This window comes from Pseudoalteromonas sp. QJM3NY_22 (genome assembly GCF_056173065.1).
The window spans coordinates 2,019,383-2,034,456 of sequence record NZ_CM149655.1; the positions used below are offsets into that span (position 1 = coordinate 2,019,383).

Here is a 15,074-nt window from a genome sequence, read left to right on the forward strand (position 1 = left end):
ATTAGATTACCAACTCTTATATGTTTGGGCAAACCTTTGTAGATCAATAGAGACAAATATTTAAATAAAAGTTCATTAGCGATTAAATTAAAAACACTTTGTCTTAACTTTAAACAAATTAATTGTTTTTTAAGCACTTAAACAATTAATTTAAAAAAAAGCTTCACAAAAGGGATGGGTTTCCCTATTATGCAGGCCGTGCGGAGAGATGGCAGAGTGGTCGAATGCACCGGTCTTGAAAACCGGCATGGGTTTATAGCCCATCTAGGGTTCAAATCCCTATCTCTCCACCACTTATTTAATAAGTGTGTGGTAATTAAAGTATCATTCATTTAAATAGTTATTAGTACACTCTTACTTTTAACTTAGCAGTATCGGAGAGATGGCAGAGTGGTCGAATGCACCGGTCTTGAAAACCGGCATGGGTTTATAGCCCATCTAGGGTTCAAATCCCTATCTCTCCACCATATAACAAAATAGCCCGCTAATTTAGCGGGCTTTTTTGTGTCTGTAAAAAACTAAAATGCATTATTGTTAAATAGAGTCTATATGGGCAGATTAGGGCCTTTTTATCTTTCGAGCTTGAATTTACAGTAGACTGTTTGGTTTTTGTTCAAGGCAGAGCCTATGTTATGTGGTTATTTCCCCATAAATAGGCGATAACGCAGCTCAAATGCCAAGCGTGCGCTGCTCTTGGGTTTGCCTACATATAGGATGTAGGTAAGGGGCGTGAGCAGGACGCGGATGTTTTACTCAATTTTTACTTATTTTTACATGAATGTAAGCCTGTAGGATAACGCAGGAGCAGTTACCAAGCCGACTAGGTATAAAAATTCGCCTAGTTATAGCGCAATTTCTTTATCGTTAAATAGACTTCGTATATAAGCTAATTGGTATTACTTATCATTTTATATTTACTGAGAAAATGAAACCAGTAATTAGCGATGAATTTGTGGTATTTTATTAGCAAGCGAGTTTTTAAAGGTATGTAAAATATGACGTTGTGGCTTAAAGATGATTTAGCGTCAAGAAAGTTGGTTGTATACAGGGCAATTTTATTTTCGATAGTAACTCTATTTATTCTATTCGTATTCCAACCTTTTGGTACAACCAACGATACTGAACCTTATAAATTACTCCGCCTTTCAGGTTACGGCTTAGTCACGTTTTGCGCTTTATTGCTTTCGGGTTTTATTGAGATCTTTTTAATTCGGTTAAATCTTAGCAATAAATTTCGAATAATAGTGACCCCCAGCCTTTATATTTTAATTACTGCTTTGTTTAACCACGGATATTTTGTTGTTGCTATGTTAGGGGCTTGGCATTGGCAAAACCAAATACTCTTCATTGTATATACATTAGCAGTTGGGTTATTCCCGATTAGTTTCATATTTGTTGTCAATCGTCATGCAAAGCATATGGTCTTAACAACTGAAAAAATACCGGTTGTTAAGACTAAACAGCGTGCTTGTGAAGAGGTAGAAAAAAATAATGTCCCCCCACACCGTCTAATAACACTTATTGGCGATAATAAAGGTGACAAGCTAACAATTGCGCTATCGGATATATTGTTTATTAAGTCAGCCGATAATTACTGTGAGCTCGCAACGATAGAAAACGATGTTGTTTCTCATAAATTGCTGCGTATAACGTTAACTGGTTTATTAAAACAATTACCCCAAAATACATTTTTATATCGCTGTCATCGGTCTTATGCAGTTAATTTACAATTAGCCGCAGTAAGTAAAGGGAATGCCGGAGGATTACAGTTATCGATGAACTCATTTGATTTCACAATTCCAGTTTCGCGAACTTATGTTGATGTCATTAAACAAGCCTTGTTGTTAACCCCGGATGTTTGTTGATGACCCCAAAAACATGTAGTTAGCACCTAAAAATGAAATTTAGCCCTAATTGATCGATTTCATAATTAGTGATTGCCATGATTAAGTTGAATTTAAAATTGTAACTTAAGAAGGTACGTATGAAACATACAATTAAAGCACTGCTACTAATCACCACATTTATATTTTGTCATTACATGATGAAAGAGTTCTGGGGGGATAACTGGGTAAGTGTCCTATCTGACCTTGATCAACAATCAGCCCTTTTGTTATTTCCTGCTAAATACTTGTTTATTTATGGGCCATTGTTAGTTGTGGCAACATTATTATTTAAACATGAGAGTTGGTACAACGTTTTAGGTGTCAACATTGAAGGTTTTCAACGTTATTTACTCGCAGCGGTAGTCTGTTGCACACCTATGGTGATAGGCTACGCTTATTTGAGTAACGCGCTAAACCTTTCAATTACGGGGATAATTACAGGTTCAATATACGCGGGAGTTTTTGAAGAAATAATTTTTAGAGCTGCTTTGTTCGGCGTGTTATTTCGTTTTTGTCGTTGGGGGTTTATTCCCGCCGCATTAATTAGCTCAACGATATTTGGTTTGGGTCATATTTATCAAGGACATGATGCTATTTCAGCTGTGATGGCTGTTGCAATTACAACAATCGCAGGAACTTGGTTTGCGTGGTTATTTTGCGAATGTGGATACCGTATTTGGTTTCCATTATGGATGCATATATTTATGAATGCGGCTTATGGCATATTTAGCATGTCAGGTGGTGCAGCAGGGGATTTAAAAGGCAATTTGTTCAAGGCAACTGCAATAATTTTAAGCATACTCTACGTAAACTTACTTATCCGTCGTGGTAAACCGCGCCAAATAACACTTTCTACACTATTTAAAAAACGTCCAGGTTTTTCGTCTCAGCATTATAAATTAGCAACACAAAACACTTAAAGGAGTTAATAATGTTTGAATTATTTTTAATTATAATGATTTTTTTGTCGCCTTTTTTACTTTTAGTGCTAATTCATAGCTTAGTTCTTAAGGAACACAGACCGTGTGACTTCCTATCTTAAAACGGCAAATATCATTGTTTTTCTCAATGCTTTGCCGCTTACAATTTACCGCTAGTAGCTCAAATACACGATGTATCTTATGGCTGCACCGTGTTTGTTCTATGCAATCCAGAATATCATCCAACCAAAGATAACTGCACTTACTCGCTCTAAATGTCGAGATCGCACACTTAAACATACCCGCTGCACTATGGCAGATAAAACGCTTGATAAGTGTTTGCAGTATACTCAGCCAAACCAATGATTCGGCAATATGAGGATCTCGTGTGATGAACCCTTTAAGGTTATTCCATGACTTTAGTTCTTTGAAAAACAACTCAATTTGCCAACGAGTTGCATATATATCGAGTAGCTCGTCAAAGCTAAACTGTGCCTCTTTTAAATTAGGGGCTGTTGATCTTTCACATTGGTAGCCAAATCATTGCACATGCCAGCGCTAACATACTCTCAAACTGTAATTTCAATTTATCGTACCTTGTCGCTATAGCACGGAAGTGCTTTAGCCTTGCAAAGGCATTTTCAACTAAATGCCTATATTTATATAAGCACCAATCAATATCACCATTACCTGTTTTTGAGTTTTTCTTTCTAGGGATCACTGGGCTTGAGTTTCTCTCTCGAACCTTATTTCTAATGACTTCACTATCATAGCCTTTGTCTGCGATAACAAAATCGCCTTGGGGCAATAATTCAATCAGTTCATTTGCCACTTTACTATCATGAACATCGCCGCCTGTAATAATAAATTCAATTGGTAAGCCATAACTATCAACAGCTAAATGAATTTTACTTGTATTACCGCCACGACTTAATGCTATCGCTTGTTCTTGTTGAGACGCAGCACCTGTACTGTGTTGATGTGCTTTAACATAACTGCCATCAATGAATTCCCACTCAGTGTCACTATTGGCGGATAATGATTTGAACAACCTTATTAATATTCCTTTTTTAGACCAAAGTAGAAATCGGCGGTAAATAGTATTCCATAAACCAAAACACTCAGGGAGGTCACGCCATGGGCAACCAACACGTAAGCGATATAAAATTCCTTCCATCGTTTGTCTGTGTTCAAGCTTGTTATAAACTCTATCTTCAAGCAAAATTGATTTTAGCTTCGACCACAACTTATCAGTGAGCATTAATCGGGGCATGGTAATCTCGTAAGGTTTGTTTTTGGCGAAGTAAATTATACGAGATTACCGCTTACGCACAAAATTCAAACAAAGATCAACAGCCCCTAGTAACAAGGAAAACGGGGCGCTTTTCATTCGGTAAATAGATAAGCCTGTACTCGGGCCCATTTTTCTTCCAACGTACTGTTAATTCAAGTGGTTGGCTTGCGAATTTATCGAGTAACGTTTTGAGTTTAATGTTCTTTTCTTTAAGTTCTATACCCGCGCAATAGGCTGATGTAACGATTGGGTTAATGTTTTTATTTGCTCTGATCAAAAAATATCCGCCATCTTGAGCTACTTGCTCAAAGTAATCTAAGTCAAAATACCCAGCATCAGCAAGTAATAACGTATCTTCAAGTGTGTGGCTACCTGGTAAAAAGGCGCGCTCAGTTTCAACATCAGGACGAATATCTATTTCGCAGGGTTGTTCATTAAATAGGTCATAGGTAACGTGCAACTCAATTGCGGCAGGACTTACAGCAGTAAAACGACCAGCAAAAACCTGCGCTAATTCATCATGTAGAGCAAATGAAGAACCATCTTGCAATAACACTCGCTGTATTCCTCGCTGGGTAAAAAAGGTTTTATCCAGCGTGTTTACAGTCAATTTAGACATCGCTTGAATAACGAGCTCACGGACAAGCTCAGTCAAGGCTGGTTTTCGAATTTGATTATGAAAGGGTTTATAACTTATCGTGCAATCAGCCTGCGTTCGCAAGTTTTGATGGATATCTGACAAGTTAGCGTCTTGCAGGCAAGATAAGCTTTTAAATACGGCTTTGAGCAGAGAAACGATCGACAGGCAACGGTGTCGAACTTGAAATCCAGAGGTTTTTGCAAGCTCAATGAGGTGTTTTTCTGAGATAAGGGCTTTTAATTGGTTTGAAACTTGGTTAATCTGCATGTGAACTCTGTTTTTAGTCATGTTTTTATTGGCGTAACTATTTGATCATTAACAGAGTTCAACTTCAAGCTTTCTTAAGATCCAACCTATGAGTGCTAATTAAAAATTACTTTACCTATAAAACGACTGCTAAAGAAAAGTCACTTTTATTACAAGATAAAAATCAGAAAAATACGATTGTTATGCTGCAAAGAAAGTTGGACGTTTTAGTTGAAAGAGTCATAGTGCTTGAAGAGTTGGCAATAAATAAAAATATCGATTTATCACAAAAAATAGCTCAGTTGTAACTACTGAGCTATTTTTTATTTATTTTAAAAACTAGGGGCTGTTGATCTTTGTAGTATATATATTAATCAGCCCATATTGGTAGCCACATCATAGTGAATGCTAAAGCGAGCATGGAATGATAATTCCGCTCAAGCTTTTCATACCGTGTGGCTATCCCTCTATATTGTTTGATCCGACCAAAGGCATTCTCAACTAAGTGCCTATATTTGTACATGCACCAGTCAATATCTTCATTACCCACTAAACTGTTATCCTTGCGTGGAATAACGGGTGTAGCGCTATTGTCACGAATAAACTCTCTTAGTTTTTCACTATCGTAGCCTTTATCTGCGACAACAACATTACTCGTTGGGCAATTGGCTACAAGTGACTCTGCATGGACGATATCATGCGTATTTCCACAGGATAATTCATAATAAACAGGCAATCCTCCGCTATCTACTGCAAGATGAATTTTAGTCGAATTACCACCTCGACTCTTACCGATTGATTCATTGTCAGCGGTTCTTGCACCGCAACTATGCTGGTGAGCCCTGACAATACTGCCATCAATAAAGATCCAATCCATATCAGCATAGTGGGATAACACTCGAAATAATTCATTCAAAATATCTTTTTTGGACCATAAATTAAATCGTCTATAAATAGCACTCCACGAGCCGAAATAAGACGGTAAATCTCGCCAAGGAATACCGGTACGCATCTTATAGAGTATGCCTTCGAGCGTTTTTCTATGCTCAGGCTTATTATAAATTCGACCACTTAAGTGCATTACTTTTGATAAGACATTCCATGTCGCGTCTGTTAACATTAATCTTGGCATGAGGGTTCGGTGTAACGTTTTTTAGCGAATTCAATTATACCTTATCCTTATGCTGTTTGTTTTTTATACCGCAAAGATCAACACGCCCTAGGCTTTTATTACTTTATTAAATTACCTAGCTTATATGTTGTATGTTTTATCATCATAAGTTACGACCATAGTCTCTATTTCTAAGCTTTAGATCTTGGTGCATGCTTAATACATTAAATTTTATACGCTGTATTAAGGATTATTAGATGAAACATCAACTTGCAAAAAGCGTCGCGCTTTCATTATTGTCCCCAGTGATTGTTGGCAGTTTATTAGGTTTGTATTATGCACTAGCGTTGCAGGGTGATTTTCTATCAGTGTTCTTTCAACTATTGATGACAGCCATATCAAATGCACATATTGTAGGTTTAACAATGGCGGCTTTTGTTGTGCCGGGTTATTTACTCATGTTTAAGTATTCAAAAGTTAATTATTCAGGTGTTTTAACACTTGGGTTATTAGGTGGGGCTATTTTTAGTTATCTATTAAGTGCTTCAACAGGCGAGATTTTTTTAATTAATAGTGTGATGTCTGGATTCGCCGCAGGACTATTTTTATTTGGCCTTCGTAATTGTGCAAAAAAATAATCGCAGAATTATTGACCAAGCGCGCTGATAAACAGCGCAATTTCCTTTTTTTTACCCTTTAAAGGTTCCAATTTTTAACGACAAAGAGTACCTTTAGCTACTGTCTGTTTAATAAGAAGTAGTTTGGTATGCAAAAGTACGATTTTTACCAGTCATTAGTTAAGCAAACTGAATCACTAATAGCTGGTGAATCTAATGTAATTGCCAATTTGGCAAATATAAGCGCGTTGTTATTTACCTCTTTAGAAGATGTGAATTGGGCGGGTTTTTACTTTATGGATTCTCCTACTGAATTAGTACTAGGCCCGTTTCAAGGTAATCCAGCATGCATTCGTATTCCAGTAGGAAAAGGAGTATGTGGAACTGCTGCGGCAACCGCTGAAACACAATTAGTTGAAGATGTTCACGCTTTTGACGGTCATATTGCCTGTGATGCGGCGTCAAATTCTGAGATTGTTGTACCTATCTTGAAAAATGGTAAAGTATTTGCTGTTCTTGATATTGATAGTCCAAGTGTTGGTCGATTTGATACTGACGATAAAGCCGGACTTGAAGCGCTAGTGAAATGCTTAGAGGCGAGCCTGTAATGAAAGATTTGCTAAATGTTCAAGACTACCTGTTTGCTGTGCAAGATGTTGGCGACTGGGAAGGCGAAGAAGAACATGTAGCGGAAACGCTCAATGATTTGATTCATATTGCCTGGGATCGTCTTCCGGACGATTCTGAATGTGAATTTATTGATGAAACGATTAATGGTATTTGGGAACACCTTCGAGGCGATATGGCTGTAATAGAAGCCGACTTTGAAGAGCTGGTCAACTGGGTAACACACTACGTCGATTCGTCCCTTGATGAAAAGATGTGAAAAATAGGTTCTAAAATGGAAACCACAAACAAGCTAAAAGATATTAACGAAGTATTGGAATTTTTGTATCAAGAATTCCCACAATGTTTTAAACAAAAAGATGGCATCAAACCGCTTAAAGTAGGTATTTTCAAAGATATCGCTGAGCGTATTGCAGGCTCTGACAAAGTAAGCAAGACTCAAGTTCGTCAAGCGCTCAGAAAATACACGTCTAACTGGCGTTATTTAGAAGCGGTAACTAAGTCAGAGTTTCGTATTGATCTTGATGGTAATCAAGGTGAAAAAGTTGAGCAAGAGCATATCGACCATGCACAAAAAGCATTGGAAGAAAGCCGCGCTAAAATGGCAAAACGTAAAAAACAACAACGTCCACGCCAAGACTCAGATTCTAAATCTTTTAAGAAAAAACCAGCGCATGCTAGTAAAACAGGTGATAAAAACGCTTCTGCAGCTAATAAACCTGCCAAAGCAGCTCCTGCTAAACGTTCAGGAAAAATTGAACCTTTACCAGCTACTGAGGTCAAGGTTAATAATAAGGTTAAGGTTAAACTTGGCCAAGCACTTGTAAATGCAGTAATCACTGAAGTGAACAAAGATGACGTTCATGTTGAATTAGTGACAGGCATGCAAGTTAAAACCAAAGCTGACAGTTTATACATCGTTTAAACTGTAAATAAATTAAGGAGTTTGTATGAGTAAAAAGTTTACGCTCATTCCGTTAGTTGCTGCCCTGTTTTCAGGTTCATTATTTGCTGCTGTAGAAGCCGTCACTATTGACGATTTACCTCTGCTCAAGCAAGAAAGTCAACATGGTACTGCCAGCAAACGCGTGGCTAGCTTATTTACTCGTTCACACTATATCCCGGTTCGATTTAACGATGAGCTTTCTAGTAAAGTGTACGATCGTTATATCGAATCCCTTGATTTTAATAAAAGCGTATTTTTAGCAAGCGATATTGCTTCTTTTGACCAATACCGCGATGACTTTGATAACGCTATAACTACCGGCAAATTGGGTTTCACATTTGATATCTTTAATTTAAGCCTTAAACGCCGTTTTGAACGTTACGAGTATTCCCTAGCATTACTTGAAAAAGAAATGACCTTTGATAAAGAAGATGAATACTTTTTTGATCGTGAAGATGCTGCGTGGCCTGTATCTCAAGCCGAGCTTGATGAAATTTGGCGCGAACGTGTTAAGTACGATGCACTGCGTTTAAAAATGACAGGTAAAGATTGGGAAGGCATTAAAGAAGTGCTGACCAAACGCTATAAAAATGCAGAAAAGCGTTTAGTGCAATCAAATCCAGAAGATGCATTTCAATTAGTATTAAATTCTTTAGCACGAAGTATTGAGGCGCATACGTCTTATTTATCGCCGCGTCGTGCTGAACAATTTAAAATGGATATGGACCTAGAGCTCGAGGGCATAGGTGCAGTATTGAGTCCAGATGAAGATTACACAGTTATTCGCAGTTTAGTACCTGGTGGTCCTGCGGATAAAACAGAGCAAATTAAAGCCGATGACAGAATTATTGGTGTTGCTCAAGATGGCGAAGAATTTGTTGATGTTATTGGCTGGCGGTTAGATGACGTTGTTGATTTAATTAAAGGCCCTAAAGGTACTAAAGTACGTCTTCAGTATTTAAAAGGTGCTGATGCTCACGGCACACCAAAAGTTGTTGAAATTACCCGTGATAAAATCAGATTGGAAGACAGAGCCGCTAAATCAGAAGTCTTTGAAGCTAAATATTCAGATTTAACAAGCAAAGTGGGTGTGATTGAAATCCCTGGCTTTTACAATAATCTTTCGAAAGATGTAAAAGTTGAACTTGCTAAGCTTAAAGAGCAAAAGGTTGATGGGATTATTATCGACCTACGCCAAAATGGTGGTGGTTCATTATATGAAGCTACCCAGCTTTCGGGATTGTTTTTTGACCAAGGACCTGTAGTTCAAATACACACTTTAAATAACCGTATTGAAGAACAAAGAGACCGCGATGGCATTACCTATTATGATGGTCCACTTACGGTATTAGTTGATAGATACAGTGCGTCAGCATCAGAAATATTTGCAGCGGCAATGCAAGATTATGGCCGCGCAGTTATTATTGGTGAGCAAACCTTTGGTAAAGGCACGGTTCAACAGCACAAAGGCTTAGGGCGTGCTTATGACTTGTATGATAATGCATTGGGTAGCGTGCAATATACAATTGCTAAATTTTACCGCATCAATGGTGGTAGTACGCAACACAAAGGTGTGATTCCAGACATCTCGTTTCCATCAGCAATCGATCCTGCAGAATGGGGCGAAAGTAAACAAGACAATGCACTGCCTTGGGATAGCATTGTTAAAGCGAAATATAAAAAACTTGGTAATTTAACGCCAGTTATTACCTATCTTGAGAAGCAACATGAGGTACGAATTAAATCAGAACCTGAGTTTGGTTATGTATTTAATGATATTGCCTTATACAATGAAGAGAAAGATCGTAAAACGATCTCTTTAGTTGAAGCTACGCGCATTAAAGAAAAAGACGAAGGTGAGGCACGTGCACTTGTACGTACTAATGAACGTCTTAAGCGTTTAGGTAAAGATCCGGTAGAAAACTTAGATGATTTACCTGAGGTTATTGAAGAACTTGACCCATTTTTAGAAGAAGCCGCTTTAATTACCCAAGATTATATTAACTATGGTCGCATAGCTAAGAAGTAACCGCTGGTTTTACTTCTATAAAAAAGGCGCTTTTGCGCCTTTTTTGCTACCTATAATTTACTAAATTGTTATAATCTCCCATTACATAAAGTTGAGCTAGATCATTAAAGTTCAATTAATGCGCTTTACGTGCTAAAAATAATAATTAAACACACATTGAGTGTGTGTAGGAGTCTCTACTTTGAAGCCATTGGAAGATAAACCAATCAAGCCTGCCTCGTTTTTTGATGCATTAGTTCCTATCTCTGTATTAACTTGCCTACTCGGCGCTGCCGTATACTTATTTGGTGATAATTCTTCATCAGGTCCTAACCAGATCGCACTTTTGTTCGCAACTTTTGCAGCTGCTTTAATTGGTCTTAAAAATGGTTATACATGGAAAAAGTTAGAGCAAGCAATGATTGAAGGCATAACGCTTTCACTTGGTGCTATTCTAATTTTACTCATGGTAGGTGCATTAATTGGTACTTGGTTACTATCAGGAACTGTACCGACCTTAATTTATTATGGTTTGCAAGTTATTAACCCGAGTTGGTTTTATGCAGCTAGCTGCTTAATCTGTGGCATTGTTGCAATGAGTATTGGTAGTTCGTGGACTACGGCTGCAACAATAGGTGTTGCTTTACTTGGCGTAGCAACCGGTCTTGGGCTTGAACAAACAGTAACAGCCGGCGCGGTTATATCGGGCGCGTACTTTGGTGATAAGTTAAGCCCACTGTCAGAAACTACAAATCTTGCACCTGCAGTTGTTGGGGCTGATTTATTTGAGCATATCCAACACATGTTATGGACGACAGTACCTAGCTTTGTTATTGCACTGATTATATTTATATTTATGGGTTTTAATGCAACGGCTTCAAGTGAAGTAGGGCGTATTGACGAAATTACAGCTATTTTACAACAAAATTTTAATATTGGTTTTGAAATGCTAATACCACTAATTGTATTGTTAGTTTTAGCAATTAAAAAAATGCCGGCCTTTCCTGCTATCTCTATCGGTGCTGTTGTGGGCGCTGTTTGGGCCATGTTGTTTCAATCTGATTTAATTGCTAGCCAAATTGATGTCTCTCAAGGACAGTTAGTAGGCTACTTCAAGCTTGTTTGGACCACTTTTTTTGACGGTTTTAGCATAAACACCGGCGATGTTAAAATGAACTCGCTACTTAGTGGTGGTGGTATGGCTGGAATGCTTACAACGACCTGGCTTATTATGACCGCACTTATGTTTGGCGCTATCATGGAAAAAACAGGTCTTCTTGATATTTTTGTTAAAAGTATTCTTAAAATAGCTAAAAGTACGGGATCGTTAATTGCGGCAACAATAGCAACGTGTATAGGAACCAACGTGATAGCTGCTGATCAATATATTGCTATTGTTGTACCCGGTCGTATGTTTAAAGATGAATATAAAAAACGTGGTTTGAAGCCTGTTAACTTATCTCGTACATTGGAAGATGGCGGTACAATTACTAGCCCACTAATTCCGTGGAACACTTGTGGCGCTTACATGCAAAGCGTTTTACTCATAAATCCGTTTGACTATGCACTGTACGCTTTCTTTAATTTAATTAACCCTGTATTAGCGGTTGTTTATGCCTATTTAGGTATTAAAATTTTACGTATCAAACCAAAACAATCGGCCTAATTTTAAACAGCTCTTTTAAATTTAAAGGAGCTGTTTTGGAGCATCTATGACTGAATCAAGTAAACCTCAAGCACAATACCTTATAGACTACAAAGCCCCAGACTTTTTAATTGACCACACTGAGCTAACATTTGACTTACAGCCATTAACAACGAAGGTAAGTTCCTTATTAACACTTACACGAGTAGGTGATAACAAAGCACCCTTAGTGCTTGATGGTATTGATTTACGCCTGCTCTCTTTATCAATTGATACTGTTGATATAACGAATTATGAAATTATTGGCGAGCAACTAATAATTAATAATCTACCGGATAGTTGCCAATTAAGTATTGTCACCGAGATATCACCTGAGACTAATACTTCACTAGAAGGTTTATATTTATCAGGTGGTGCGTATTGCACGCAATGTGAGGCGCAGGGGTTTAGAAAAATAACCTATTACATGGATCGCCCCGATGTTTTATCTACATTTGATGTGACCGTAATTGCAGATACAAAATTTTCTCAGCTCCTATCTAATGGTAATCAAGTAGACAGTGGTGAAACTCAAGATGGGCGTCATTTTGCTAAATGGCAAGACCCGTTTAAAAAGCCAAGTTATTTGTTTGCTTTGGTTGCTGGTGATTTTGATGTATTAAAAGACAACTATATTACTCAAAGCGGTAAAAATGTTGAACTTGCTCTATTTGTAGATAAAGGTAATTTATCTAAAACACCACATGCTATTGCCTCACTTAAAAAAGCAATGCAGTGGGATGAAGCGCGTTTTAATTTAGAATATGACCTAGATATTTATATGATTGTAGCCGTTGACTTTTTCAACATGGGTGCAATGGAAAATAAAGGTTTAAACATATTTAATAGTAAATGTGTTTTAGCCAACCAAGAAACAGCGACAGATAAAGACTATCATACGATTGAATCTATAGTAGGGCATGAGTATTTCCATAACTGGACAGGTAATCGAGTAACGTGCAGAGATTGGTTCCAGTTATCGCTTAAAGAAGGTTTAACTGTATTTAGGGATCAAGAGTTTAGTAGTGACTTAGGATCTCGTGCGCTTAATCGAATTGACGCTGTAAAAGTAATGCGCACACACCAGTTTAGCGAAGATGCTGGCCCTATGGCTCATCCAATTCGTCCAGAAAAAGTTATTGAAATGAATAACTTTTACACGGTTACTGTGTACGATAAAGGCGCCGAAGTAATCCGAATGATGCATACATTATTAGGCGAGCCAAACTTTCAAAAAGGTATGGCACTCTATTTTGATCGCCATGACGGACAATCTGTTACTTGTGATGATTTTGTAAGTGCAATGAGCGACGCATCAGGCGTTAACTTAGATCAGTTTAAACGTTGGTATAGTCAAGCAGGTACATCTCGTTTAAATGCTATTCAAAATTTTGATCTGAATTCAAATACATACAGTTTAACAATTGAACAATTTGCACCGCTGAACCAGCAAGGTAATGCACCTTTGCATATTCCATTTGCAATTGAACTGTTAGATGTAAATGGACAAAGTATTGAGCTTGAGTACCAAGGCGAAAAAGTTAACCACGTTCTAAATGTAACTCAACCATCACAGACATTTCACTTTGATAATATGACTGCTAAACCTGTTGCAGTATTACTTGAAGACTTTTCTGCTCCATGTATTTTAAACCAAGAGACAGATGAACACGAGCTTCTTCATATTATGCGTTTCGCACGCAGTGACTTTTCTCGTTGGGATGCACAGCAGCAGCTATTTATTAAAGCAATGAAAGCGAATCTAAACAGTGTTGAAAGTGTTGGGCTTAGTGATGAGATAATTAATGCGCTTCGTGGATTAGTTAATGAAAAACAGGGCGATCTAGCGCTTATTGCAGAGCTATTAAAATTACCAAGTTTTGATACGTTGGCTGCTGAATTTGAAGTAATTACAGTAGATGAAATAGTCAATATTGCTGAGCAATTTGAAAGGCAAATAGCGGATGAGTTAACTAAAGAGTTTATAACGTGTTTTGAATCGTTAATCGATGATGGCAGTGTAAATGCAAGCGCCGTTGCAATTCGGTCTTTAAAGCAGCTATGCCTTCATTACCTTGCTAAAACTAATGACCCGCACGCTGCTGATTTTATTAAACATGCTGCAAGCTCAAAAAATATGACGAATGTTTTAGGTGCACTAAGTGCCGCTGTTAAAGCGTCACATGAGCTATGTAAAGAATTGTTAAACTATTTTGATAGTCAATGGCGTCACGATGTATTAGTAATGGATAAATGGTTTGCTTTGCAAGCGATGCAAACTGGTGACAATGCAATTGATAATATTAAGGCGCTTTACGAACATCCGTGTTTTGATTTTTCAAACCCCAATCGTGTACGAGCACTTGTAGGTAGCTTTAGTCATTTCAATACGTCTCAGTTTCATCGCCTTGATGGTAAAGGTTACGCGCTCTTAGGTGATTTACTCATTAAATTAAATGCTATAAACCCTCAAAATGCATCTCGTATGCTAACGCCGTTTATGTCGTGGAAGCGATACGATAATACACGTTCAACAGCAATGAGACTGCAACTAGAACGTTTAGCTAATTTAGATGGGTTAAGCGCCGATTTATTTGAAAAGGTTGAAAAAGCACTTAAGTAAATGATCGAATATTATTTTAATTTAAGATTGAGCTACAGCGAATGCATGGATTACTACCATGGTCGTTTTAGCTCATTGCAGGTTGTCGAAGATGGCGGGAAAACAGTGCGTTTTTCTGCTAATCACTTAAGGCCATTTATTACTAGCTTAGGTATAAGAGGGCGTTTCAGAATGTTATTAACCCTTGAAAATAAATTTATTCGTATTGAACGAGTGGCTTAGTACGCTGTTTTTATGTTATACAATCATAAAATATTGTCTTTTTGTTAATTTCAATTTGTTCTATTGTTAAATTACGTGTATAAATTATCTGGTACGACGTCTTACCAATACGTAAACGTCAACCAGAATGAAAATATATAACAGATTGAATGCGACTATTTGTAATTTATCCATTTCGCTTCTATCGTTACGATTACACTAAAAACAATAACTTGATCACACAAAATGACCCGCGACAGGGGGGAACCAA

The 15,074-nt window shown here is 37.5% G+C and carries 15 protein-coding genes and 2 tRNA genes; 13 read left to right on the forward strand and 4 right to left on the reverse strand.

The window, feature by feature from the left end:
* Nucleotides 1–202 precede the first annotated feature (202 nt).
* From AC0VZ4_RS09020 to AC0VZ4_RS09035, 4 genes are all read left to right on the forward strand, one after another.
* A tRNA-Ser gene (locus AC0VZ4_RS09020) sits at nucleotides 203–293 on the forward strand.
* 83 nt (nucleotides 294–376) lie between these two features.
* A tRNA-Ser gene (locus tag AC0VZ4_RS09025) sits at nucleotides 377–467 on the forward strand.
* Between the two features lie 528 nt (nucleotides 468–995).
* Nucleotides 996–1,865, forward strand: a complete 870-nt coding sequence (locus AC0VZ4_RS09030; protein WP_475441509.1) for a LytTR family DNA-binding domain-containing protein — start codon at nucleotides 996–998, stop codon at nucleotides 1,863–1,865.
* A gap of 119 nt (nucleotides 1,866–1,984) precedes the next feature.
* A complete protein-coding gene (locus AC0VZ4_RS09035; RefSeq protein ID WP_475441510.1) occupies nucleotides 1,985–2,806 on the forward strand; it encodes a lysostaphin resistance A-like protein in 822 nt (273 codons plus the stop codon).
* 87 nt (nucleotides 2,807–2,893) lie between these two features.
* Here AC0VZ4_RS09035 and AC0VZ4_RS09040 read toward each other — a convergent pair whose 3' ends face one another.
* The 3 genes from AC0VZ4_RS09040 to AC0VZ4_RS09050 form a co-directional block, all read right to left on the reverse strand.
* A complete protein-coding gene (locus tag AC0VZ4_RS09040) occupies nucleotides 2,894–3,244 on the reverse strand; it encodes a hypothetical protein (RefSeq protein WP_007378189.1) in 351 nt (116 codons plus the stop codon).
* An 85-nt stretch (nucleotides 3,245–3,329) separates the two neighbouring features.
* Nucleotides 3,330–4,079 carry an IS5 family transposase gene (locus AC0VZ4_RS09045; protein ID WP_475439649.1) on the reverse strand — a complete coding sequence of 250 codons (750 nt, stop codon included), beginning with the start codon at nucleotides 4,077–4,079 and terminating at the stop codon, nucleotides 3,330–3,332.
* 76 nt (nucleotides 4,080–4,155) lie between these two features.
* Nucleotides 4,156–5,007 carry an IS4 family transposase gene (locus AC0VZ4_RS09050; protein WP_475441512.1) on the reverse strand — a complete coding sequence of 284 codons (852 nt, stop codon included), beginning with the start codon at nucleotides 5,005–5,007 and terminating at the stop codon, nucleotides 4,156–4,158.
* Nucleotides 5,008–5,099: 92 nt separating this feature from the next.
* On the opposite strand from AC0VZ4_RS09050, the gene AC0VZ4_RS09055 reads away from it, so the two are divergent.
* Entirely contained in the window at nucleotides 5,100–5,294 is a 195-nt protein-coding gene (locus AC0VZ4_RS09055) for a hypothetical protein (protein ID WP_475441513.1), read from the forward strand.
* 62 nt (nucleotides 5,295–5,356) lie between these two features.
* Here AC0VZ4_RS09055 and AC0VZ4_RS09060 read toward each other — a convergent pair whose 3' ends face one another.
* A complete protein-coding gene (locus tag AC0VZ4_RS09060) occupies nucleotides 5,357–6,118 on the reverse strand; it encodes an IS5 family transposase (protein ID WP_475439610.1) in 762 nt (253 codons plus the stop codon).
* 236 nt (nucleotides 6,119–6,354) lie between these two features.
* Here AC0VZ4_RS09060 and AC0VZ4_RS09065 point away from each other — a divergent pair, with 236 nt between their 5' ends.
* The 8 genes from AC0VZ4_RS09065 (at nucleotide 6,355) to AC0VZ4_RS09100 (ending at nucleotide 14,824) form a co-directional block, all read left to right on the forward strand.
* Nucleotides 6,355–6,735 carry a hypothetical protein gene (locus AC0VZ4_RS09065; RefSeq protein WP_007375720.1) on the forward strand — a complete coding sequence of 127 codons (381 nt, stop codon included), beginning with the start codon at nucleotides 6,355–6,357 and terminating at the stop codon, nucleotides 6,733–6,735.
* A 128-nt stretch (nucleotides 6,736–6,863) separates the two neighbouring features.
* Nucleotides 6,864–7,322, forward strand: a complete 459-nt coding sequence (locus tag AC0VZ4_RS09070; RefSeq protein WP_007375721.1) for a GAF domain-containing protein — start codon at nucleotides 6,864–6,866, stop codon at nucleotides 7,320–7,322.
* Nucleotides 7,322–7,600: a hypothetical protein gene (locus tag AC0VZ4_RS09075; protein ID WP_475441514.1), complete on the forward strand. Its 279-nt coding sequence runs from the start codon at nucleotides 7,322–7,324 to the stop codon at nucleotides 7,598–7,600. Before AC0VZ4_RS09070 ends, AC0VZ4_RS09075 begins: the two co-directional genes overlap by 1 nt.
* 15 nt (nucleotides 7,601–7,615) lie before the next feature.
* Complete coding sequence (proQ, locus tag AC0VZ4_RS09080; RefSeq protein ID WP_475441515.1) at nucleotides 7,616–8,266, forward strand: RNA chaperone ProQ; 651 nt, start codon at nucleotides 7,616–7,618, stop codon at nucleotides 8,264–8,266.
* Between the two features lie 25 nt (nucleotides 8,267–8,291).
* Entirely contained in the window at nucleotides 8,292–10,316 is a 2,025-nt protein-coding gene (gene prc, locus AC0VZ4_RS09085; protein ID WP_475441516.1) for a carboxy terminal-processing peptidase, read from the forward strand.
* A gap of 181 nt (nucleotides 10,317–10,497) precedes the next feature.
* Nucleotides 10,498–11,961, forward strand: a complete 1,464-nt coding sequence (gene nhaC / locus AC0VZ4_RS09090) for a Na+/H+ antiporter NhaC (protein WP_475441517.1) — start codon at nucleotides 10,498–10,500, stop codon at nucleotides 11,959–11,961.
* 46 nt (nucleotides 11,962–12,007) lie between these two features.
* Entirely contained in the window at nucleotides 12,008–14,602 is a 2,595-nt protein-coding gene (gene pepN, locus AC0VZ4_RS09095) for an aminopeptidase N (RefSeq protein ID WP_475441518.1), read from the forward strand.
* A complete protein-coding gene (locus AC0VZ4_RS09100) occupies nucleotides 14,603–14,824 on the forward strand; it encodes a DUF2835 family protein (protein WP_033014893.1) in 222 nt (73 codons plus the stop codon).
* Nucleotides 14,825–15,074: the final 250 nt, after the last annotated feature.

Excerpts from the sequence above, each read along its gene's own strand:
- AC0VZ4_RS09045 (WP_475439649.1), bottom strand. The coding sequence starts at position 4,079 with ATGCCCCGATTAATGCTCACTGATAAGTTGTGGTCGAAGCTAAAATCA.
- AC0VZ4_RS09030 (WP_475441509.1), top strand. The coding sequence starts at position 996 with ATGACGTTGTGGCTTAAAGATGATTTAGCGTCAAGAAAGTTGGTTGTA.
- AC0VZ4_RS09070 (WP_007375721.1), top strand. The coding sequence starts at position 6,864 with ATGCAAAAGTACGATTTTTACCAGTCATTAGTTAAGCAAACTGAATCA.
- prc (WP_475441516.1), top strand. The coding sequence starts at position 8,292 with ATGAGTAAAAAGTTTACGCTCATTCCGTTAGTTGCTGCCCTGTTTTCA.
- AC0VZ4_RS09100 (WP_033014893.1), top strand. The coding sequence starts at position 14,603 with ATGATCGAATATTATTTTAATTTAAGATTGAGCTACAGCGAATGCATG.
- AC0VZ4_RS09075 (WP_475441514.1), top strand. The coding sequence starts at position 7,322 with ATGAAAGATTTGCTAAATGTTCAAGACTACCTGTTTGCTGTGCAAGAT.
- AC0VZ4_RS09060 (WP_475439610.1), bottom strand. The coding sequence starts at position 6,118 with ATGCCAAGATTAATGTTAACAGACGCGACATGGAATGTCTTATCAAAA.
- proQ (WP_475441515.1), top strand. The coding sequence starts at position 7,616 with ATGGAAACCACAAACAAGCTAAAAGATATTAACGAAGTATTGGAATTT.
- AC0VZ4_RS09035 (WP_475441510.1), top strand. The coding sequence starts at position 1,985 with ATGAAACATACAATTAAAGCACTGCTACTAATCACCACATTTATATTT.
- pepN (WP_475441518.1), top strand. The coding sequence starts at position 12,008 with ATGACTGAATCAAGTAAACCTCAAGCACAATACCTTATAGACTACAAA.
- AC0VZ4_RS09050 (WP_475441512.1), bottom strand. The coding sequence starts at position 5,007 with ATGCAGATTAACCAAGTTTCAAACCAATTAAAAGCCCTTATCTCAGAA.
- AC0VZ4_RS09065 (WP_007375720.1), top strand. The coding sequence starts at position 6,355 with ATGAAACATCAACTTGCAAAAAGCGTCGCGCTTTCATTATTGTCCCCA.